This is a genomic window from Ancylomarina sp. 16SWW S1-10-2 (genome assembly GCF_009669305.1).
Lineage (GTDB): Bacteria > Bacteroidota > Bacteroidia > Bacteroidales > Marinifilaceae > Ancylomarina.
In genome coordinates, this window is sequence record NZ_SADB01000009.1 from 117,421 (window position 1) to 140,547 (window position 23,127).

General features: G+C 33.3%; 21 protein-coding genes. 4 read left to right on the forward strand and 17 right to left on the reverse strand.

The window, feature by feature from the left end:
- Positions 1-16: 16 nt before the first annotated feature.
- From EMN46_RS09365 to EMN46_RS09410, 11 genes are all read right to left on the reverse strand, one after another.
- Positions 17-397, reverse strand: a complete 381-nt coding sequence (locus EMN46_RS09365) for an AraC family transcriptional regulator (RefSeq protein WP_154200546.1) — start codon at positions 395-397, stop codon at positions 17-19.
- A 70-nt stretch (positions 398-467) separates the two neighbouring features.
- Entirely contained in the window at positions 468-3,344 is a 2,877-nt protein-coding gene (locus EMN46_RS09370; protein WP_154200547.1) for a response regulator, read from the reverse strand.
- Positions 3,345-3,693: 349 nt separating this feature from the next.
- Positions 3,694-4,266: an electron transport complex subunit RsxA gene (gene rsxA / locus EMN46_RS09375; protein ID WP_154200548.1), complete on the reverse strand. Its 573-nt coding sequence runs from the start codon at positions 4,264-4,266 to the stop codon at positions 3,694-3,696.
- Positions 4,267-4,271: 5 nt separating this feature from the next.
- On the reverse strand, positions 4,272-4,856 hold the full coding sequence (locus tag EMN46_RS09380) for an RnfABCDGE type electron transport complex subunit E (protein ID WP_154200549.1): 585 nt from the start codon (positions 4,854-4,856) through the stop codon (positions 4,272-4,274).
- Positions 4,849-5,466: an RnfABCDGE type electron transport complex subunit G gene (locus EMN46_RS09385; protein ID WP_154200550.1), complete on the reverse strand. Its 618-nt coding sequence runs from the start codon at positions 5,464-5,466 to the stop codon at positions 4,849-4,851. The genes EMN46_RS09380 and EMN46_RS09385 overlap by 8 nt, the downstream gene beginning before the upstream one ends.
- A gap of 2 nt (positions 5,467-5,468) precedes the next feature.
- Positions 5,469-6,464: an RnfABCDGE type electron transport complex subunit D gene (locus EMN46_RS09390; RefSeq protein WP_154200551.1), complete on the reverse strand. Its 996-nt coding sequence runs from the start codon at positions 6,462-6,464 to the stop codon at positions 5,469-5,471.
- Positions 6,465-6,524: 60 nt separating this feature from the next.
- Positions 6,525-6,740 carry a four helix bundle protein gene (locus tag EMN46_RS20420; RefSeq protein ID WP_368667515.1) on the reverse strand — a complete coding sequence of 72 codons (216 nt, stop codon included), beginning with the start codon at positions 6,738-6,740 and terminating at the stop codon, positions 6,525-6,527.
- A gap of 9 nt (positions 6,741-6,749) precedes the next feature.
- Positions 6,750-6,881 carry a hypothetical protein gene (locus tag EMN46_RS20215; protein ID WP_255447781.1) on the reverse strand — a complete coding sequence of 44 codons (132 nt, stop codon included), beginning with the start codon at positions 6,879-6,881 and terminating at the stop codon, positions 6,750-6,752.
- Positions 6,882-6,922: 41 nt separating this feature from the next.
- The gene (rsxC, locus tag EMN46_RS09400) at positions 6,923-8,251 is read right to left on the reverse strand and encodes an electron transport complex subunit RsxC (RefSeq protein WP_368667513.1); all 1,329 of its coding nucleotides are present in this window, start codon (positions 8,249-8,251) and stop codon (positions 6,923-6,925) included.
- A gap of 126 nt (positions 8,252-8,377) precedes the next feature.
- Positions 8,378-9,313 carry a Fe-S cluster domain-containing protein gene (locus EMN46_RS09405; RefSeq protein ID WP_154200552.1) on the reverse strand — a complete coding sequence of 312 codons (936 nt, stop codon included), beginning with the start codon at positions 9,311-9,313 and terminating at the stop codon, positions 8,378-8,380.
- Positions 9,314-9,325: 12 nt separating this feature from the next.
- A complete protein-coding gene (locus tag EMN46_RS09410; protein ID WP_154200553.1) occupies positions 9,326-9,742 on the reverse strand; it encodes a SoxR reducing system RseC family protein in 417 nt (138 codons plus the stop codon).
- 524 nt (positions 9,743-10,266) lie between these two features.
- Between EMN46_RS09410 and EMN46_RS09415 the strand changes: the two genes are divergently transcribed.
- On the forward strand, positions 10,267-10,737 hold the full coding sequence (locus EMN46_RS09415; RefSeq protein WP_195715232.1) for a hypothetical protein: 471 nt from the start codon (positions 10,267-10,269) through the stop codon (positions 10,735-10,737).
- 107 nt (positions 10,738-10,844) lie between these two features.
- Here EMN46_RS09415 and recG read toward each other — a convergent pair whose 3' ends face one another.
- Complete coding sequence (recG, locus tag EMN46_RS09420) at positions 10,845-12,950, reverse strand: ATP-dependent DNA helicase RecG (protein WP_154200555.1); 2,106 nt, start codon at positions 12,948-12,950, stop codon at positions 10,845-10,847.
- 630 nt (positions 12,951-13,580) lie between these two features.
- Between recG and EMN46_RS09425 the strand changes: the two genes are divergently transcribed.
- Together EMN46_RS09425 and EMN46_RS09430 are read left to right on the forward strand one after the other, a co-directional pair.
- Positions 13,581-14,141 (forward strand): cob(I)yrinic acid a,c-diamide adenosyltransferase, encoded by a 561-nt coding sequence (locus EMN46_RS09425; protein WP_154200556.1) that lies wholly within the window; start codon positions 13,581-13,583, stop codon positions 14,139-14,141.
- Positions 14,142-14,194: 53 nt separating this feature from the next.
- Positions 14,195-14,416, forward strand: a complete 222-nt coding sequence (locus EMN46_RS09430; RefSeq protein WP_154200557.1) for a DUF2795 domain-containing protein — start codon at positions 14,195-14,197, stop codon at positions 14,414-14,416.
- Between the two features lie 56 nt (positions 14,417-14,472).
- On the opposite strand, the gene EMN46_RS09435 is transcribed toward EMN46_RS09430, so the two are convergent.
- The 5 genes from EMN46_RS09435 to guaB form a co-directional block, all read right to left on the reverse strand.
- Positions 14,473-16,062, reverse strand: a complete 1,590-nt coding sequence (locus tag EMN46_RS09435) for an OstA-like protein (protein WP_154200558.1) — start codon at positions 16,060-16,062, stop codon at positions 14,473-14,475.
- Positions 16,063-16,114: 52 nt separating this feature from the next.
- Positions 16,115-17,080 (reverse strand): MoxR family ATPase, encoded by a 966-nt coding sequence (locus tag EMN46_RS09440; protein WP_154200559.1) that lies wholly within the window; start codon positions 17,078-17,080, stop codon positions 16,115-16,117.
- Positions 17,081-17,165: 85 nt separating this feature from the next.
- Positions 17,166-18,518 (reverse strand): peptidylprolyl isomerase, encoded by a 1,353-nt coding sequence (locus EMN46_RS09445; RefSeq protein ID WP_154200560.1) that lies wholly within the window; start codon positions 18,516-18,518, stop codon positions 17,166-17,168.
- A gap of 10 nt (positions 18,519-18,528) precedes the next feature.
- A complete protein-coding gene (locus tag EMN46_RS09450) occupies positions 18,529-19,371 on the reverse strand; it encodes a hypothetical protein (RefSeq protein WP_154200561.1) in 843 nt (280 codons plus the stop codon).
- 88 nt (positions 19,372-19,459) lie between these two features.
- Positions 19,460-20,929 (reverse strand): IMP dehydrogenase, encoded by a 1,470-nt coding sequence (gene guaB / locus EMN46_RS09455; RefSeq protein WP_154200562.1) that lies wholly within the window; start codon positions 20,927-20,929, stop codon positions 19,460-19,462.
- Between the two features lie 239 nt (positions 20,930-21,168).
- On the opposite strand from guaB, the gene EMN46_RS09460 reads away from it, so the two are divergent.
- Entirely contained in the window at positions 21,169-23,067 is a 1,899-nt protein-coding gene (locus EMN46_RS09460) for an ATP-dependent DNA helicase RecQ (protein WP_154200563.1), read from the forward strand.
- Positions 23,068-23,127: the final 60 nt, after the last annotated feature.

Sequence of the window (23,127 nt, forward strand, 5' to 3'; positions counted from 1 at the left end):
AAAGTTATATTATATGTTACAATTGCCCATTTTTAGAGGCTTCTCTGTATTTAGATGGTCGTATACCCGTAATGTTTTTAAAACACTGGCTAAAATAGGAGGGATCCTTAAATCCTACTATTAAACTTACTTTTGATATGGGTAGAGAGGAGGAACTAAGAATTAACTGTGCCAACACAATGCGATGTTGACGTATAAATGCTGTTGTAGAAAGACCTGTGTTTTTTTTTAATTTACGATGTAATTGTGTGCGGCTCATTTGCATCAAACTGGAGAAGCTATTAACATTAAAGTTTGAATTACAAAGGTGCTTTTCTACGATATGAATTAATCTATCGGAGAATCCTTTTTCTGATGTGTTTAGACACAATTGTAGCATGTATGTTTTTTTTGCCATCTTTTTTGTCTTTGCTTAAAACAAAGATCCACTAAAAAAACATTTCTTGCTATTACATATGTTTCAAAGACTATGATGAATGTTGGTCGTTTGTCTCTGTATTCATTTTAATGTATTCGGTTGGGGTTTGTCCTTGAATTTCTTTAAAACATTTTGAGAAATAAGAGGTGTCGTTAAAGCCTGTAGCAAAACAAACATCACTTACTGAGATATCTGGTTTAAGCATCATATTAGCGGCTAGTTTAATTCGTTGCGAACGAATAAATGCAGTAGCAGATAATCCTGTTAAAGCTTTTAATTTTCGGTGTAGCTGAGTTCGACTCATATAAGTTTCCTTGCAAAACTGGTCGACACTAAACTCAGGGTCAGGTAAAAATTTATTTAGAACTTCTTGTAGGGTATTTGCAAATTTTTCGTCTTGAGATTTAAAAACAAGGTTTAAGGGGTTTATTATAAGTTCTTTCTGGTATTTATCTTGTAGGTTTTTTCTTATTTTTATTAAATTCTCGACTTTTACCGTTAGAGATTGAGCATTGAAAGGTTTTGTGATATAATCGTCTGCACCAGATTTTAAACCACCAAGCACATTTTCATCACCAACTTTAGCGGTTAATAGAATTATTGGGATATGACTGGTTTTTATGTCAGTTTTAAGAAATTTACAGAGTTCAACGCCTCCAATGTTTGGCATCATCACATCAGATATAATTAAATCAGGAATGTGTTCTAATGCTAATTTTATACCGATTTTGCCATCTTCAGCTTCTAGAATTGTAAAATTAGTTGCAAAGTTAGATTTGATATATTTACGCATATCAAAATTATCTTCAACAACTAGCAAAACGGGTTTGTCTTCATTGCAATTTACACTATTAGTATCTTTGTATAAGTTAGATGTATCATAATTTGTAATTGTAGTGTTCTTTTGTGGTATTGATAGAAGTTCTGTGGTATTAAAATGTTCTTTAGAAATAGGTAAGTTTAACTCAAACTGTATGATTCGATCACTCGAACAGTTTACACTTATTGGAATACGGTATAGCGAACATAACTCTTTAACTAAAGAAAGACCAATGCCTGTACCTTGTTGTTCGGTTCCTTCAGCACGGTAAAAACGCTCGAATATGCAATTCAATTCTTTATTTGTTAATGTACAGCCTGAATTTGCAATATGTATTTTTAGATTATTGGTGTGATTTGTAACTTTAATTTGTACACTTCCTTTGTTTGGAACGAATTTAAAAGCATTCGACAGTAAATTTGTTATAATTATTTCAACAATGTTTGTGTCATACCAGGCTAGAGTTATCTCGTCAATTTTTACTTCATAGTTAATGTCTTTTTGAGAAGCTTGGAAGTTAAATGAATTTGATATGCCTTTTAATAATGACGTTAAATCGCCTTTTTGAGCCGATATAGAAAAATAACCTGCATCAATTTTCGATAGGTTTAATAGTTGATTAACCAAAGAAAGTAATCTGTCTGAATTTCGCAAAATAAGCTGTAAATCGGCTCTTTGTTCTTCTGATTGTGAAAGTACAAGCTGTTTTTCTACAGGACCTTTTATTAAAGTAAGGGGAGTTCTAAATTCGTGTGAAATGTTACTAAAAAATTTAGATTTCATTTCATTGAGTCTTTGTAATTCACGAGCTATTTTTTGTTTGGTTTGATAGCGATAATAAAAGAATACAGCTAAGCCTGCAATCAAAAAAAGTAAAATACCAAATTGATTACGTTGCATTTTTTTCGACTTTTCTACGAGTTCGTTCTGAGTATTTAGGAGTTCTATTTCTTGAGATTTTCTGTCAGATTGATATTGGTATTCAAGATCATTCAATACACGGGTTTTCTCCATATTGTATAATGTATCAGTATAGGATTTGCTCAGGAATAGTGCGTCACTTGCTTCTTTAAAACGTTTCGTGTTATAATAAACTTCATAAAGAGATTGGTTCGAAGATATCATATTATCCACTGAATGAATTTTCTGAGATATAGCTCTTCCTTCAATCAAATTTCTTTCAGCTTCATCGTAACGATGTAGCTTTGCACAAACACTTCCATGGTGCACAAGTATCGTACTCAAATAACGTTTATCTTTTCTGGCACGTTGAAGTTTAAGAGCTTTTTCAAAGTAAGTATAGGCTTTATTATAGTGTTTTTGTGAAACTTCGATTTCACCTAGGAACTGATAGCATATACCAACGCCAATTGAATTGTTTCTAATTTTTGCTGATTCTAGCGATTTGTTAATATAAAAGGCTGCTGAATCATATTGTTTCAGATTTAGATATGTTTCACCAATGCTACCATTACTAATTTCAAGGTGATGTTTATTACCACTACTGTAGCCGTATTTTTCTGATTCTCTGAAATATGAAAGGGCTTTTTGATATTCTTTTTGCACAAGGTAGATATTGCCAATACCATTTTCGGCAATAGCTTTTCCGTAATAATTTTTACTGTATTTTGTCGTTTTTATTGAAGAAACAAAATAATCAATAGCCTCTTTATTGCGATCCGTTTTTCTACATACAACTCCTAGTTCATTATACAATCTTCCTAGTTTGTAATAGTCTTTTATATGTAGAGTATAGGGTAAGGATTTTAAGTAATAATATTGAGCCGAATCATAAACGTATTTGTATTTATAATTAACCCCCATTCGGTAATATATTTCAGATAAGTTGGTTGTATCCTTGCTTTGTTCAATTCTCTTACGAAGAATATGGTAGTAAGGTGTCAGGTCATTTTTAAGCCTTCTTCTATTCTTTACGACCAGTTCAATTAGACTATCATAGTCTAACGAAACATCTGTTGTTATTAAATTTTTAATAGATTTTTGTAAACTATCTATGTTTGTTTTTGAATTTTCTTGTAATCGATATTCAGCCTTTGACGTACTAGTAAGTAATAAAAGACTTATTATGAGTATAAGATATTTCATAAAGATGATTCTTTGGTTTTATTTTAATATTCCATTGAATATTAAGAGGGTATATGACCTTATGATTTTATAAAGGAAAAGCATATGTATTTCTTAATAAGCATAATTCTAAGTAAATATATTTAATTTTCATTAGAATTATGTTTTTTATTGATATGTGTTTAATTTTTGTTTATCAAGTTAATCTATTTTATGTTATGAGGGTGGGGTATAAAAAAAAATCAGCCAGTTCGAGATATCGAACTAGCTGATTTTTTAGTGTGCTCGGGGCACGATTATATGGGGATTTAGGTTAATTTAAAAACGAAGTACGAATATAGTACATTAATTTTAAAAACCTTAATATTTGTTAAACGATTCCTGAAAATCCCATAAAAGCCATAGCAAGTAAACCTGCTGTTATTAGAGCCGCTGGAGTACCTTTAATTCCTTTAGGTAGTTCAACAAGATCAAGTTGTTCGCGTAGTCCTGCAAATAGCACTAATGCTAATCCAAAACCAATTGCAGTTGATCCAGAGAACACAACAGCTTTAAGTAGTGTATAATCTTTCTGAATAGTCATAATAGCTACACCAAGAATAGCACAGTTAGTGGTAATCAATGGTAAGAATACACCCAATGCCTGAAATAAGGCTGGACTAACTTTCTTAAGGATAATTTCAACTAATTGTACTAAAGCTGCAATTACCAAAATAAAGGTAATAGTTTGCATAAATTCAATACCAAAAGCAACCAAAATATATTTTTGGATTAAGTAGGTTACAATAGTCGCTAGAATCATAACAAAAGTTACAGCTCCAGACATACCAACTGCTGTTGAGATTTTTTTCGATACACCAAGGAAAGGACAAATTCCAAGGAATTGTGCCAATACAACGTTATTAACGAATATGGCTGATATAACAATTAAAATATATTCCATGATATTTATGCTTTTTTAATGCGGTTAATAATAGCAATAAGGTATCCTAATGCGATGAAAGCACCAGGGGCTAATACAAATATCAACATGCCGTAAGTATCGTTGAATAATGTGATGCCGAAAACTTTTCCACTTCCCAATAATTCACGTACAGATCCTAAAAGTGTTAATGCTATTGAGAAACCTAATCCCATTCCTGCTCCATCAAGTATCGATGGAATAACTTTGTTTTTAGATGCAAATGCTTCTGCTCTTCCTAGTACAATACAGTTAACTACAATAAGAGGAATAAATACCCCTAGTTGCGCATGTAATGCAGGTGTGTAAGCTTCCATTAAGAAACTAATTACGGTAACAAATGTTGCTATAATTACAATAAAAGAGGGAATCTTAACCTTGTCTGGAATTTGATTACTTACCATTGAAATTACCATGTTAGACATGATTAGCACAAAACATGTTGCTAGTCCCATACCTAAACCGTTAATTGCTGATGAAGTGACACCCAAAGTAGGGCACATTCCAAGCAATAACACAAAAATGGGATTTTCTTTGATAAGTCCTTTGGTGAAAGTTTGTAAGTTATTCATGACTTATATCCTCCTTCGTTTTGTTTTTAATATACTCGTTATAGCCTGTTTGTATGGCATCCATAAATGCACGAGAGCTAATTGTTGCTGCAGTTATAGCATCTATATCTCCACCATCTTTGCTAACAATAAATTTTGTTTTACCTGGGTTTTTATTGATAACGCTGCTTTTTTCTTTAGCAGGATCAGTTTGTTTAAACCAAGCTCCCATTTTCGACCCCAAACCTGGTGTTTCTTTATGGTCCAAAATTGAATAGTTATTAATCGTACCATCGGGTAAGAAACCCACCATAACCCAAATGTAGCCTGCAAATCCTTTGTTAGTAAAGGTTTTAACTGCAGTTCCAACCAATTTGTTATCCATTTTTGCAGGATAAAATTCAAGCGTATCAGTTGCGTTTATTCCAACTTTGTAAACTTCATCACTAGGGTTGTTATTGAACTCAGGTACAACTTCTTTAATTGCGTTCAATTTTTTTGCCAGCTTTGCAGCTGCAATTGGTTCTTTGGTTAGTTCGTAGAACCCTCCCAAAGCAACTCCTGATATTAGTGTTATTATAAATAACACCAATACCATATTTATAAATGTAGATTCTTTTTTACCAGCCATGATTATTTCCTTTTTTCTCCGAAACGTTTAGGTTTACTAGATATATTAATAAGTGGTACAAATGCATTCATAATTAGAATAGCGAATGATACCCCTTCTGGATAAGCTCCGAATACACGAATCACAACAGTTAGGAGACCAATTCCAATACCGTAGATCAATTTACCCTTATTCGACATTGGTGAAGTCACGTAGTCGGTAGCCATGAATATGGCTCCTAGTAATAAACCTCCTGATAAAATATGAAATGCAGGACCTGCATAAGCTTCTGGGTTAGCCATGTTAAGAATACCCGAGAATATGGCTACTGTTGCAATAATTGCTACAGGAATGTGCCAAGAAATAATTTTTTTAACTAACATGTAGATTAGTCCAAGAACAAGTGCTGCTCCTGCAACCTCACCCAATGAACCACCTGTGCTTCCAAGAAACATATCCATTTTTGATGGAAGTTGAGCCATCAAATCAGTTAAAGAATCTCCCTTGTTTAAGCCTTCTTTGATTATTGCAAGTGGTGTTGCAGCTGTTTCGGCATCTATATAGGATGTATTAAATCCTAAAGCCTTAGGCCAAGAAGTCATTTGAACAGGGAAGGAGATTAATAGGAAAACACGACCTACTAGTGCAGGGTTAAAAAGATTATTTCCCAATCCTCCATAGGTCATTTTACCAATACCGATAGCAACTAAGGCTCCAATTATGATTATCCATATTGGCAGGTTAGCTGGCATATTAAATGCCAAAAGAATACCGGTTATTAAAGCTGAACCATCATTAATGGTAGGTTCTACTTTAAGTAAATATTTTTGAATTGAAAATTCAAAGAAATAACATGATGCAACGGCAGTAAGGGTAACAATAATGGAACCCAAACCAAAGTAATAGAAAGATAATAGAAGAGCCGGAAGCATCGCAAAAACCACACCATACATATTTTTTTGTATGGAATCTCCACTGTGTATGTGAGGAGATGGTGCGACAAGTACTTTGGTGTTCATTTTTTTAGATATTAATTAATTATATTTTTAATACTTAGAGTTAAAAGTATTTATAAGTTTTCATTTCAGTTTATTACTTATTGAAGTAAATATTGCAAGTAATTCAGATGCTTCTTTTATGACTGATTTTATTTCATTGTCATGAATCCAATTGAGATCATTGATTATTTCTAGCCAATAAACTGTTTCACTTGCTTCACTTTCCGAAATTTTGATTTTATTCTTAAAATCAGCTTTACTTCTAGATCTATTTACTTCTCTATAGTTAGCCCCAATACTTGTTCCTTATTTAGTAATTTGATTTTTAATCACTCTATTTTCAGGAGTGTTAGGTAAAGAAATAGATAATTTAATAATGCTTAGAGCAAATTTCTTTGTTCTATTTTCAAGCTGTTTACTAAATTCCTTATTTTCCATAACCTAACTTTAGGCACTTTAAACTTATAAACTTTAAGTACTTATTTTCTAGCTCTTAAAATCTGACCAACTTTACCTTTTCCTAATCGGATGTAATCCAAAAGAGGTCGGTTTGCAGGACAAGTGAAACTACAAGAACCACACTCAATACAATCCATTACAGAATCTGATTCAAGTCTTTCGTAATTCTTTTTCTCAGCTAAAACCATTAATAAGTATGGTTCTAATCCCATAGGACAAACTGAAACACATTTACCACAACGGATGCATGCTTTAATATCTTTACGAGCAGTTTCTTCTTCAGCTAATAAAAGTAAGCCTGAACTACCTTTTGTTAAAGGCACATCAACACTAACTAGTGCTTTACCCATCATTGGACCCCCAGCTATAATTTTAGCTGTATCTTCTGGTAATCCACCAGAAGCTTCAATAATATCGTTAACAGGTGTACCTACTCTGAATTTCCAGTTCGAAGGATTCTTTAATGATTTACCAGTAACTGTAGCTACTCGCTCGAATAAAGGTTTGTTTTTTTGAATAGCTTCGTATACGGCAAATGCTGATCCTACGTTTTGAACTACTGCTCCAACTTCAATTGGAAGAGCTCCAGAAGGAATCTCACGTTTTATAGTTGCTGCTATTAATTGTTTTTCACCACCTTGTGGGTATTGTGTCTTTAGTGGACAAATTTCAATTCCTGGATATTTTGATGAAATTTGAGTCATGTGAGCAATTGCGTCAGGCTTGTTACTCTCAATACCGATTATTGCTCTTTTAACATCAATAGCTTTCATCAAAATTTGGATTCCCACCATAATTTCGTCAGCTTTTTCAAGCATTACTCTATGGTCAGAAGTCAAATAAGGCTCACACTCAACAGCGTTGATAATAAGAACATCAGCAACTTTTCCGGGAGGTAATGAAAGCTTCACATGAGCAGGGAAAGTTGCACCACCAAGTCCAACAATACCAGCTTCTCCAATATTTTTGATTATTTCTTCCTTGGTCTGAGTAATTTCAGTTACAAGGTCTTTACTTCTATCGATAGTCTCTAACCATTCATCACCATCAACTTTAATAATGATAGCTGTACGACGGAAACCTGTTGCATCCATCACATCATCTATCTTAAATACCGTTCCCGATACTGAAGAGTGAATGTTGGCAGATACAAATCCAGATGCTTTAGCTATAAGCTGACCGACTTTAACTTCGTCACCTTTTTTAACGATAGCTTTAGCAGGTGCTCCAATATGTTGAGCAATTGGAATAGTTGCTATTTTAGGTATTGGCAATTCTTGGATTGCACTTTTTGCAGAAAGTTTATTTCCTTCTGGATGAATACCTCCTATTGAAAATGTTTTTAACACTGATTGTCCTCCTTTTGTTTAGTTTCTAAGTGTCTTGAGTGCCTAGAGTATTTGTAAGTTTTACAGTTGCTTACATCTATAAGTATTTTTAAATACTTATAGGACTCTAAGTTCTTCGACTTAAAATTATTTATTATCAGTTGTTTCGTTTTCTTTATTTTCACTGCTAACAGCAGTTTTAGCTACTGGTTTTGCAACAGGTTTAGCCGTTGCGGCAGCAGGTTTGTCAACAGGTTTCTCTTTACGAGGTGGAAAGTTTAATTCCTGAATAGCACCTGTTGGGCAAACAATAACACATTTACGACATAACTTACACTTGTTATAATCGATATATGCCAAGTTGTTTTCAAGTGTAATTGCGCCAAATGGACATTCTTTTACACATTTACCACAACCAATACAAGCTGTAGAACAAGCCTTTCTAGCGATACCACCTTTATCTTTGTTTACACATGAAACAAAAATACGACGACTCTTAGGACCTTTTTTTCTAAGCTCTAAAATATTGTTTGGACAAGCTTCAACACAAGCACCGCACGACACACATTTATCTTCGATAACAACAGGTAAACCTGTTTCTTTATCCATATACATGGCATCGAATTTACATGCATCTACGCATTCTCCTAGGCCTAAACATCCATATTGACATCCAGTATCACCAGAATATAAGGACGCTGCAATGGTACAAGATGCTGCTCCATCATAGGTGTTTGTTTTAGGACGATTGTCGCAAGTTCCATTACAACGTACAACTGCTACTGTAGGATCGCTAGCTTTTATTTCGTGACCTAAAATAGATCCTACTTTGGCCATAACTGGAGCTCCACCTACAGGACAATTCATGCTTGAAATGTCATCAGCTTTAACTAAAGCTTCAGCGAAACTTCTACATCCAGGGTAACCACAACCACCGCAGTTTGCTGCTGGTAATACTTCTTCTACCTCGTCGATACGAGGATCTTCATACACTTTGAATTTTTGTGCTACAAAATAAAGGATAATTGCCGAAGCAACTCCAATAGCACACAAAGCGATAATAGTAATAACTATAGTGTCCATTGTTTTAAATATTTACAATTTGTGTATTGTGAACGTAAATGTTTTTTTCAGTTGTTCTTTAAATGTATAAAGTATGTAGTAATAGGGTATTAATATTGCCAATGACAATAACCCACTTGTAAGTTCATTGGTGAAAAGCGAAGCAATAAATAGAACTATAAGGACTAAAACAAAAGGAATGACATAGGCTAACAATAATGCTATCCAGCCTAAGGATTCTTTACCGGTAATATTTACTTGTTCGCCAAGTTTAAAATTCCCGCTATAGTCAATAATATCGATGTCTTTTTCCTGCATGTCAGACATGGTACATGCAGATTTTGCATGACATGCTGCACAGGCCGAAACATTTAAAATTTTGACTTTTATTTTTTCGCCTTTTATATCTGAAATAGTTCCGACGTGATCTATTTGCTTATTGTTTTGCATTTATCTTTGTCTTGCTTTTATGGCGTGGTTTTTAAATCGAAATTAACTTTTTCTTCACTGGTGTTTATTTGCTTGATTGTCACCTAATTAACTACGTATGATAGTAGTTTAGACACTTGCTTTTTTTTACCACTCGACAACAAAATTAATACTTTAGATCAGATTGTATAATGTGGTAAGTTTATTTATTATTTTTTTAAATAGAGGGAGTTATCCTATTTTGCAAACTAGAGATAGCAATTATTCATCTATCTATATTGAACACAGTCTGTTTGCTTAGTTAAAAAAATGTAATATTTAAGATTATTCGTTTTGCAAACGTGTTAATTTATAATCTATACAAATAGTTGGCGGTGAAATAGTTTGATTGAAGTTAATGACCTACTTCTTTGTTTTGAGTGTGTTTTTATTTACAAAATGATCAGTTAATTTGCTCCTCTTTCTTTATCTATTGTTATATTCTTTGTGCATAAAAATCATAAAAGATGATAACTTTAAGGCATGTTCTATTAAAAATAATAATTATGAAGAAAATTGTATTACTAGCATTTCTATTAATGCCAATAATGTTAATGGCAAAGAGTCACAAATTAGAATCCTTTGATCAAGTAATGGATGCTTTGAAAGAAGGCAATACAGTAAAGGCTGTTTTTTATTATAAGGATTGTCAGATGATTAGTGATAATGAGATTGAAGAGGAGAGTGTTGATGCAATTGGTGGTATGAAAATCGAAACTTGGGAGTTTTTTGCAAAGAATTCGATTCGAAACAAAGAAGCCTTTGTGGTTTGTTCAACTTCTAAATTAATTGCGAATCCTTTAGGAAATGGATATGTGTACAATTATGTGAAAATAAAAATAAAGGAAACTGGAAAAGTTAAAATTACAGCTAATTACGTTGATTCAATTACGCATGAACAAACGATGACTGAGAATTTCTTTACCGAGATAAATAAGGGTGAAGTTGGAGCTGCTCACTTTTTTGTAGTTGACTAAACTGATATTCTAGTTAAAATTAGAAACAGCAAAATCCATTTGAATTTTGCTGTTTTTTTGTATTTATCTACTGAGAACTCTGTCTCCAAGCCATATATCAATGGATTTTAACTTATGATGCTCCAATTGAATTGAGCTTTGCTCAAGCGTTTTACTTGTTTAGCTAGTGTGTGGTTTATTTCTTTTTCCAACAAAGGATCCTTATCGAGTATGCTTTGAGCAATGTCGCGAGCATATTGTAAAATTTGTCCATCCTTTGCTAAGTTGGCTATTTTTAGGTCGTAAGCAATGCCACTTTGTTGTGTGCCTTCAATGTCTCCAGGTCCTCTAAGTTTTAAATCTACTTCGGCTATTTCAAAACCATCGTTGGTTCTCACCATGGTTTCAATTCGTTTTTTCGATTCATTCGATAGTTTGTAGCCCGACATAAGGATACAGTATGATTGATCGCCTCCACGTCCTACACGTCCTCTAAGTTGATGAAGTTGTGATAGTCCAAACCTTTCGGTGCTTTCTATAATCATAACTGAGGCATTAGGTATATTTACACCAACTTCAATTACTGTGGTGGCTACCATTATTTGTGTCTCTCCTGATGCAAAGCGTTGCATCTCGGCTTCTTTTTCGGCAGGTTTCATTTTACCATGAACCATACTTATGCCATACTTTTCTGGAGGGAAAAAACTAGCAACAGATTCATAACCTTCTTCAAGATTTTTGTAATCCATTTTTTCCGATTCCTTAATCATTGGATAAACCAGATAGATTTGACGACCTAAATCTATTTGCTTTTTCATGAATTTGTAAACCTCTTGTCTTTTGTTCTCAAAATAATGAACCGTTTGAATTGGTTTACGACCAGGAGGTAGTTCATCTATTACCGAAACTTCCAAGTCTCCATATAATGTCATAGCAAGTGTTCTTGGAATTGGCGTTGCTGTCATGACTAAAATGTGAGGAGGAATTGGATTCTTCGCCCATAATTTAGCACGTTGAGCAACTCCAAAACGATGTTGTTCATCTATAATAACGAAGCCAAGGTTTTTGAATTGAACCACATCTTCAAGCAGAGCATGTGTGCCAATGATAATTTGAAGTTCTCCACTTAAAAGCTGTTCGTGTATTATTTTTCTATCCTTTACCTTTGTAGATCCTGTTAAAAGAGCATAGTTGACATTTATTCCATCAAGGAATTCGGCAATTGTTTCTAGGTGTTGTGTTGCTAGAATTTCGGTTGGTGCCATTAAACAAGCCTGGCAACCATTATCGAGAGCCATTAGCATACTCATCAATCCTACAAGTGTTTTTCCACTTCCCACATCGCCTTGTAAGAGTCTATTCATCTGTTTTCCCAAACCAACTTCCTTGCGAATTTCTTTCAAAACTCGTTTTTGAGCATTGGTAAGTTCAAATGGGAGGTTATTTTGAAAAAACGAATTGAAATATTCACCAATTTTAATGAATTGATGTCCCTTGAAGAGCATCTTTCTTTTCATCTTCTTTTTCAGAGTAGCCAGCTGAATGTAGAATAGTTCTTCAAATTTTAAACGGTACTGAGCTTTTTTAAGAATTTCAGCATTTTCGGGAAAATGAATTTGAAAAAGAGCGTCGTGAAGATTGATTAAACCCAAATGTTTTACCAAATAGGCTGGAAGCGTTTCGGGAATTTTGCCATTTATCGAATTTAAAATGGCTTCTTGAAACTTCTGAATCGCTTTTGAGTTCACAAACCCAGCTTTCATTTTTTCAGAAGTAGGATAGAAGGCTTGTAGTGAGGCTTGAATTTTATTCTTGGTAGTTTTGCATTCTTCCAATTCAGGATGTACCACATTTATACGGTGGTTAAATTCTGCAGGTTTTCCAAAAATAATGTATTCTGTGTTTACTTTAATATTCGATTTAACATATTTGATTCCCTTAAACCAAACCAACTCAATTATACCATGACCATCGGTGAAATTTGCAACTAAGCGTTGTTGTCTTTTCTCTCCAATGGTTTGCATATCGGTAATTCTACCCTTTACCTGAATGTAAGGAAGCTTAGAATGTATTTCAGTTGTTTTATAAAATTTAGTTTTATCAATGTATTTGTAGGGAAAATGGTAAAGCAAATCCTCGTAACTGTCAACAGAGAGTTCTTGCTTTAGGAGTATGGCTTTTTTAGGCCCAACTCCGGGTAAAAATTTGATGTTTTGTCCTGCTAATTCTGACATTTAGTAATTGGTTTCGGCATGCTAATATTGATTGACTGAATCAAAAATACAATTTAATTTGTAATAGTATTGGTTTGCTTATTTATAGATTTTGATATTTTTTTAATCTTCACCGTATAATCTTTAATAATAGATAAATGCCGTATTTTAAGACCCAAGCACAAAATTTTCTTATGCGTTTAGCTTTCAGTTATTATAGCGGTTTTGGGATAATGTTTTATATGTGAAATTTTATTTTGATAGGTGATTATTGTACTGTTTGTCGTTTTTAGGTCGATTAATAGGTTTGTTTCGATAGAATTTAGCTAATCATGAAAGTGGTTTGAATGAAAAATATTGCCTCTGTTCGAAAATAGTCTTGGCGTTTTTGGGAAATATTTGAGCTGTATGATTGACTAATGAGAAAGAATCGACTTAATGTGAGTTCAGATTTATTTGATGTTGAATTTCTAATTGTTTTAAAAGGCTTGGAAATTCAATGGGTTAACTCATATAATTAGCTCAAAATAATTAATTTAAAATCTTTGTTAATTTGTGATGATATGTGAGCCTAAATTTTATCTTTGTATAAGAGTAGAAAAATTAATTTCGCTTTATTTTGTTTTATAGAAGAGATTTAAAAATACAATTATGACAAAATTTAAAGTATATACAAAAACTGGAGATTCTGGGACCACAGGATTAATTGGTGGAACTCGAGTTCCTAAACATCATTTACGTCTCGAAGCATATGGAACGATTGATGAGTTGAATTCTTATATTGGATTGATTCGATCTCACGAAATTGAAACAAAGTCGAGTGAGACCTTACTTAAGATACAAAATAAGTTATTTTTGATTGGTTCTCGTTTAGCTACTGATGATACAAAATCGGACTTAAAAGAAAAATTGGTGATTCTTGAAGATGATATTCTATTATTAGAAAATGAAATGGATAGAATGGATGAAAGTTTGCCAGAGCTGAATAATTTTGTTTTGGCAGGAGGATCTCCTCTTAATGCTTATTGTCATATTGCTCGTACGGTGTGTCGTAGAGCAGAACGTCGTGTTAATCAGCTTTCTGCCGAAGTAAATGTTAATATATTATTATTGAAATATATAAATAGACTGTCAGATTACTTATTTATTCTCTCTCGTAAAGTTTTGATCGATATGGGGAAAGAAGAAATAAAGTGGGAGACAAACTTGTAGATCCAGAAAAAAAAATTATATTCGCAAACTGTAAAAAAAGCAAAAATAAAACTATGTATTGGACCCTAGAATTAGCTACAAAGCTAGAAGATGCGCCATGGCCAGCATCCAAAGATGAATTGATTGACTTTTCAATTCGTTCTGGAGCGCCATTAGAAGTTATCGAGAATTTGCAAGAAATTGAGGATGAAGGGGATGTTTATGAAAGTATTGAAGATATTTGGCCCGATTATCCAAGCAAAGGAGATTTCTTATTCAACGAAGATGAATATTAAAAAAAAACGTGAGATGTAAATCTCACGTTTTTTTTTGTTTCTATTTCGAAGTAGACTTATTTTTCTAGTTCCTTTGTAATAGCTTTTTCTATTCTTTTTTTGAGGCCCTCTTGGGGTTTGGTAGCTGAAGCTTTCCAGATAAATATTTCATCTTTTGTTTTGGGACGTAAATTGTCTCTCCATTCAAAATCCTTTAGTAATCGCTTTTGATTAACGATATCGAATAACGGATACATATTACCATCTGGTTTTTTAGTAAATAGAATTTGATCTATTTTTTGTCCTATTATGGAGATGCTTATGGAACTACTTTTTGCTACATTCATTCCAATAATGATACCATGTTCGTCTCTTGGGAAATAAAGTGTTTCTCCATTGCCAATAATGTCTAGTGTGTCTAGATGATTTTTATTGACATGACCAAGCATGTTACGCCCTTTAATTTGGTTGTAGAGTGTACTATCTTCTCTTGAGCATAGAAAAGCATTGGTTCTAAAATGCAGGTATTTAACTGCATTATTTTGACTTTCAATGCTTATTGTATCTGCTGTAATCTGATTTCCTTGAGCCCAAACTATTGGATCGTGAAACATTCTCATCGTAGAATCTTGAAGCGAGTAGCTTATAGAATCACATTTCCCTTGAAGATCTTTACGGAAGAATTTAACCTTATTGTAAGCTGATATTCTATTAAAATTATTTGTGTCTTTCTCAATCTTAAGTGTATCGGAATGTAGAAATAAACTGTCTTGTGCGTTTATTTGAATAAAAAGAGTCGAATCGGTTAGGAAAGCTTTTTCAGTATCTTTATGCATTTCAAGGTAATGTCCTCTTGCTATAAGATTGTTAAGCGTATCTTGTAGTTCAACATTTCTATAGATTAGAGCAAGTTCTTTTTGCTTGTCAAGATGAATACTATCGCCTGTTATTTGGTAGTTATCTCTATTTACTTTGTTGTTTTTTAGTAGATGAGAAATGCCAGTTAGCGTGTTATACCAGCCTAATTCACTATATAGAGTTTCCTTCTCATTTTCAATTCGTGTTGGCCCCAGGATGTTAATAATTTTGCTTACCGTGTGGTATTGAAGTGTGTCAGAATATAAGGTGTAATCTTTATTTTCAAGTACAACACTATCCTTAAAGAAGAAAAGATTTTGCTTGGTATAATAACGACCAATTATGCTTGTAAGAACATTCGTTGAATCGACGATGGTTCCTCCTTGATCATAATAGCCCACATTAAGGTCCATATCATAATCAAGCTTATTTGTTGTTAAGCTTACATTCTTATTTTTTAATGTAATGTTATTTTTTAGTGCTGCTCGTCTGCTATCACCTTCGTATTTTAAATAATCGCCATATATATGAATGGTATCAGCATTAATAATATGTACGTTGCCGAAAGCTTCTATTTCATTGTCTTTCTCGTGATTATAAGCACTATCACAGTACATCTTAATGTTTCCATGAGTTAAAAAAACATCGCCTATAAATTTCGTTATATCTGGATGTATATCACGTTCAATTCTAAATGTATTAGAGTTCTTGATATCAATCTTCGATTTTTTTTGTGCAATCGAAGTTTGTGGTAATATAATTACCACTAGTAATATAAGTAATAGATACTTTTTTACAATGTTGGCCATTGATGATAACTTAGAAGTGATTTTATTTAGATATAAAGTTACGGTTTCTTCTCTATTTAAGGAGATCTTCAATAATGTTTTCGATACTAATGCCTTCTGCCTCAGCTTTGTAATTTTTCATTATTCTATGGCGAAGAATAGGTACAGCTACAGCTTTGACATCTTCTATGTCAGGAGAATATTTTCCCGATATAATTGCGTGAGCTTTGGCTCCAATAACTAAATATTGTGAAGCTCTTGGACCTGCTCCCCAGTTTATGTATTTGTTTGTCATTGGGCTTGCAAGTTCTGTGTTAGGACGGGTTTTTGCAGCTAATTTAACAGCATATTCTAGCACATTCTTATTAATAGGCACCTTCTGAATTAAAGCTTGAAAATAGCTAATTTCATTGGCTGACATGATTGTGTCAATCTCAAAGGTTTTTCCAGAAGTCGTGTTTTCAACAATACTTATTTCATCTTCTAAGTTTGGATAGTCAAGGTAGATGCTAAACATGAATCGATCTAGTTGAGCTTCTGGAAGAGGGTAGGTACCTTCTTGTTCTATAGGATTCTGAGTTGCTAGAACAAAGAATGGTTTCTCTAGTGTGTAGGTTTTTCCATTAACCGTAACTTCTTTTTCTTGCATTGCTTCTAGTAGAGCTGATTGCGTTTTAGGTGGTGTTCGGTTAATCTCATCTGCTAAAAGAATATTGGCAAATAGAGGTCCTTGAATAAACTTGAATTGTTTGTCGTTATTTAGAATTTCTGTACCAATAATATCTGAAGGCATTAGATCAGGCGTAAATTGTATACGCTGATATTTTAAGTCTAAAGCTTGAGAAATTGTATTGACAAGTAATGTTTTTGCCAATCCTGGTACGCCAACCAAAAGGCAATGACCATTGCTAAAAATAGAAATTAAGACTTGTTTGATGATATCATCCTGTCCGTAAATCTTCTTTTTGATTTCGGTAAGTAAATTTTCATATTTACTTTTTAAGGCATCTGCAGCCTCAACTTCAGTTTTAAAATTCATTACAGAAAATTTAAATTTTCATGAATAACTAAAACAAAGAATCAGACACAACTAAAGCTGTGTCTGATTTTTGTATGCTTTAATATTACTTAATCCAGTTTTTGAATCTGAATGGAGTATTCTTGTATGAATCATCAATACTAATGTATGTTGATTTTTGTTTTTCGCTAATCCATTTGCTTAATACAGCTTGCTGTTTTTTATTTTTAAGCATGTTTTCAAATTGACTCCAATCATCAGCTAAATTAGCTTTGTGAGGCTTAGTCTGTGATTTAATCTTAATAATTTTGTAGGTTTCCTTACCTCTTTGATCATCAAGAAAAGCTTCAGATATTTCACCAACTTTTAATGTATTAGCAACTTTTGCTATTGATGGAGCTAAACTTTCTTTGGTGAATTTTGAACTTGCATTATTTGGGTTAACAATTAAACCTCCATTTTGCTTTGTGTCTTTATCATCAGAATAGTAGAAAGCTGCTTCTTTAAATTTGATTTTATCATTACGAATCATATCAGCAATACTATCTAATACTTCAGTTGCTCTAACTCTATCTTCTTGCTTAACTTTTGGTTTAAGAAGAATATGACGAACATTAATTCTTTCACCTTTACGGTCGATAAGTTGAATAATGTGGAATCCATATTCTGATTCAACAATTTTAGAAATTTTTCCTGGCTTTAAGTTGAAAGCTTCATTGGCAAATTCCGGAACAAGGTTGGCACGAGGTGTAAATCCTAGTTCACCACCACGTTGAGAACTACCTGGGTCTTCAGAATAAAGAACAGCTAATGTTGCGAAGCTTTCTCCTTTTGTAATTCGGTCACGAAAATTTCTCAGTTTCTCACGAATTCTATCTTTTTCAGCATCGGAGATCTTAGGACTTCTAGTAATTTGCTGAATTTGCATTTCACCAGGAATTGTAGGTAAACTATCTTTAGGTATTTTGTTGTAAAGATCGCGAACCTCAGCTGGTGTTGCCGTGATATTTTTTGTGATTTCGGCCTGCATTTTCTGCTTGATCTTATCATTACGTGTTATATCACGTAATTCATTTTTCATCTCAGCAATGCTTTTCTTAAAATATTGTTCAAGTTTTTCTTTTGAACCAATACGTTGAATATACATATCAACCTTACGTTGAAGATCACTTTCAACTTCTTGCTCTGTAACTTCAATACTATCAATTTGAGCTTGTGCAATCATCAATTTCTCAATCAAAAGATCTTCAAAAATTTCAGATTTTAAATCAACACTTCCAGATTGGTAACCTTGTGATTTGTATTGAATGAAACGATTTTCTACGTCAGATTTCAAGACAACTTGATCGCCAACGACAGCAACAATCTTATCTATCGAATTATCCTGTGCTTGACTCGTTGTAGAAACGATAGCCAATAAGGCTAATGATGTGAAGACTTTAAAAAAAATATTGCGCATATGTGCTAGTTTAGTATATTTTGAATTTGTTCTTTGATTCGGCATCTTTAAAGATACTTTCTTCCATACTCTTTATGAATTGTATTTTTCTTTTATTGATAATTATTTTTCGAATATCAGCACTTACAAACGAAAGAGGAGCTAACTCTTTTTTTAGTTTGTAATCTTGAATGTTTATTAAGTAATGGAATGTGCTATCTTCAGTTTCGAAGTATTTATTTCGTTGTAGAAATTTTTCTTCATTACTAATCTTAATTGGTGTTTGATTAAGTAAGTTTTGAGAATAGATCCATTGGTCGCTAAAATTATCAAATTTTGTGGCATTCTGAAAGCAGTAGTCCTCTAATTTATCCCAATCGGAATCTTTTTTTAATTTATAGATTTGTCTAATCTTTTTAGCTTGAGGTAAAGGTTTGTGTATTTTGATGTAAACAGCCTTAACAATATTACGGTTTAATAGAAAATTGCCAGGGTAATCACGATAGTATTTATCAATTTCTGTACGTGAAACGATAGTATCGAGTTTTTGCTCGATTAAATGCTGTTGGTACTTGTGAATAATAAGGGAGGAGCGATAATCTTCTACCATTTCTTCTACATCTTGATCTTCTTCAGTTAGGTTAAGTTCAGCTCTTGATACAAGAAGTTGTTTGCTTATCCATTGGTGAATGTAATTTTGAGTAATTCTTATGCTATCTTCCTTGGAGCTATTGTTGGGAACAATCTTCCGTATTTGATTCAGGTATAGATAGGAATCATTAATTTTTGCTACTGGAGGGTTATCTATAGTGTTTTTTGAGTTACATGATATAAATCCTAGAAAAATAATTAATATGATGATATTTCTTGTCATAGTTAGGCTTTAATCTATTTTAACTCAAATGTTATCGGCAATCAATACAAAGATTGATTGCCGATGGAAATCTTGATTTTTGAGAATATTATCTGCTGTAATTAGGCGCTTCACGAGTAATTGTTACGTCGTGAGGATGACTTTCAGCCATGCCTGAAGATGTAATTCTTACAAATTTAGCATTGTGAAGTGCTTTTATATTAGCTGCTCCGCAATAGCCCATTCCTGCACGTAATCCACCAAGTAATTGATAAATTACTTCATATAATGTTCCTTTATATGGTACTCGTCCAACGATTCCTTCTGGAACAAGTTTTTTGATATCATCTTCAGTATCTTGGAAATAACGGTCTTTAGAACCTTGTTCCATCGCTTCGATTGATCCCATTCCACGGTACGCTTTAAACTTACGACCATTAAAAATGATAGTTTCTCCTGGAGATTCTTCAACACCGGCAATTAATGAACCTGCCATAATTGAATCTGCACCAGCAGCAAGAGCTTTTACAATATCACCTGAGTAACGTATACCACCATCAGCGATAACGGGAACGCCAGTACCTTCAAGTGCTTTACTTACTTCGTAAATTGCAGTTAGTTGTGGTACACCCACACCTGCAACCACACGAGTTGTACAAATAGAACCTGGACCAATACCGACTTTTACCCCATCGGCACCTGCTTCAACAAGCATTAAAGCTGCTTCAGGCGTAGCAATATTACCAACGATAAATTGCATGTCAGGATATAGTTTCTTCGCTTTTTTCAACAATTCAATGACACCTTTAGAATGTCCGTGAGCTGTATCAATAATAATAGCGTCAGCACTAGCTTTTACTAGAGCTTCAACTCGAACTAGCGTGTCGGCAGCAATACCTACTGCAGCAGCAACTCTTAAACGACCTTTTTCATCCTTGCAAGCAAGAGGTTTATCTTTTGCTTTGGTAATATCCTTATAAGTAATAAGCCCTATAAGTTTTTTATCAGAATCAACTACAGGTAATTTTTCAATTTTGTAGGCTTGAAGAATTGCTGCAGCTTGTTCAAGATTAGTTCCTGCCGAAGTGGTTATGATGTTCTCTTTGGTCATCACTTCAGAAATGGCTTTATTCATTTCTAATTCGAAACGTAAATCTCTATTGGTTACAATTCCAATAAGAACTTTGTTTTCGTCAACAACAGGTATACCTCCAATTTTGTACTCTTTCATAAGAGCAAGAGCATCTTTTACTGCCTTGTTTGGCGTAATAGTAATAGGATCATAAATCATCCCATTTTCGGCTCTTTTAACCGTTATAACTTGTTTGGCTTGAGCTGAAATGCTCATGTTTTTGTGGATAACTCCAATTCCGCCTTCTCGTGCAATAGAAATAGCTAGTGCAGATTCGGTTACGGTATCCATTGCAGCTGAAACAATTGGGGTGTTTAGCGTAATAGATCGTGAGAATCGAGTTTGTAGACTTACGTTTTTAGGCAATACTTCAGAAAAAGCAGGCACTAATAAAACGTCGTCAAATGTTAATCCATCGGAAATAATTTTATCAGATACGAATGACATTATGCAATAATTTTAGATTTTAATTGCATGCGAAATTACAAAAAATACTGCGATAAGTGTCGATAGATAAACTAAAAAAGTGTTAATTGATTTTAGATGTTTAGTTTTGTGTGATAATTAAGCTTTAAAACGACGTATTTGTTGTGGCTTTTTTTGCGTATCTTAAAGTTTTAAAATAACAGTGTAGGCCTTTGTAGTAAAGGCTTGCTTTAAGTTTTGTTTTTGAATTTAGTCCTTAAATGAGTATATATCATAAAATCTTAAAAAAATATTGGGGTTACGATGAATTCCGTTCCTTACAGGAAGATATAATTCTATCTGTAGCTGAGGGGAGAGATACTTTAGGTTTAATGCCTACTGGTGGAGGTAAATCTTTAACTTTTCAGGTGCCAACAATGGCTATGGAAGGACTGTGTATTGTAGTTTCTCCATTAGTTGCTTTAATGAAGGATCAGGTTTTAAACCTGAAAGAGAAAGGTATTAAGGCAGAACTCATTTATTCTGGTTTAACTCGCGACGAAATTGAAGTGGTCTTAAATAAGTGTCTTTATGGCAAGAACAAATTCCTTTATATATCTCCAGAACGAATAAGCACGGCTATTTTTCAAGAAAAACTTTTGAATATGAAAGTTTGCTTGATTGCTATAGACGAGTCACATTGTATCTCTCAATGGGGATATGATTTTCGACCATCCTATTTAAAAATAGTTCAATTACGTGAACTTTTACCAGGTATTCCTGTTTTGGCACTTACTGCAACCGCAACGCCTGAGGTTGTAGATGATATTCAAGACAGATTGGGTTTTGAAAAGAAAAACGTGTTCAGAAAAAGTTTTGAACGTTCAAATCTATCATACCTTGTAAGAAATATAGAAGATAAAAACAGATATCTTTTAAAAATACTTAGAAAACAGAAGGGGAGTTCCGTTGTTTATGTTCGAAGTCGGAAAAAATGTAAAGAAATTGCTGAGTTTTTAAAATTAAGCCAGATAAAAGCTGAATATTATCATGCCGGTCTCGATAATGCTGTGAAAGATATGAGACAGCAGAGATGGAGAGATGGAATTGTTCAAGTGATGGTCGCAACGAATGCTTTCGGGATGGGAATCGATAAATCTGATGTTCGTACGGTTGTTCATCTGGATTTGCCAGATACACTTGAAGCCTATTTTCAGGAAGCAGGGCGGGCAGGTCGCGATGGGGAACGTGCTTATGCGGTATTACTTTATTCAAATCCAGATAAGGTTCAATTGCTAAAAAGAATAAAAACATCTTATCCCGAATTAGAAACTGTGAAAAGGGTGTATCAGGCTGTTGGTAATTTTCTTCAAATTGCCGAAGGTGCTGGAAAAGATGCCGTGTTTGATTTTAACCTAGCTCTTTTTTGTCAGAAATTTAAGTTTAATGTGCTGCATGCATTTAATAGTCTTAAAATATTGCAGAGGGCTGGTTATCTCGAAATTACTGATGATTTAGAGCATTCTACAAAATTACATTTTGTTGTTAATCGTGATGATTTATATCGATATCAGATTGAAAATAAACAGCAAGATGAATTTATAAAGCTACTGCTCAGAACTTATACGGGTTTATTTACAGATTATGTGCCAGTGAATTTAGAATCGTTAGCTTATAGAAAAAAAGTTAATATTAAGGTATTAATTGACAATTTGAAAGATTTGTCTCACTATGGAATTATTAAATATATACCAAGAAAAAAAACACCCTTTATTATATACACACAAGAGCGTTTACCTCTTAAGTACTTAAGGTTTCCTAAGGAAGTTTATCAGGAAAGAAAAGAAAGATTTATAGATAAAATAAATGCTGTTATTCAATATGCTGAATCAACTGATGTTTGTCGTTCAAAAATGTTGTTGGAATACTTTGGACAGTTGAATGCGTCAAACTGTGGCGAATGTGATATTTGTAAGGAAAAGAATAAAAGTATTGGGTCTAAATTGTATGAAAATATTCAGTCTGAAGTGAAAGCTATTTTGGCTAAAGAAGAAAGTTCCGTTTTTGAATTAGTCGAATTAAGCCAGTTTCCTGAAAAGAAACTTCTGGAAGTTATTCGTGTTATGATGGACAATGATGAAGTTAAAACTTCAGAAAATAATAAGATTCGATTAGCTTGAATCTGTGAGATTTGTACTCAGATCAACCATTATTGTCAAAATCTTTTTAATTTTGCAGCA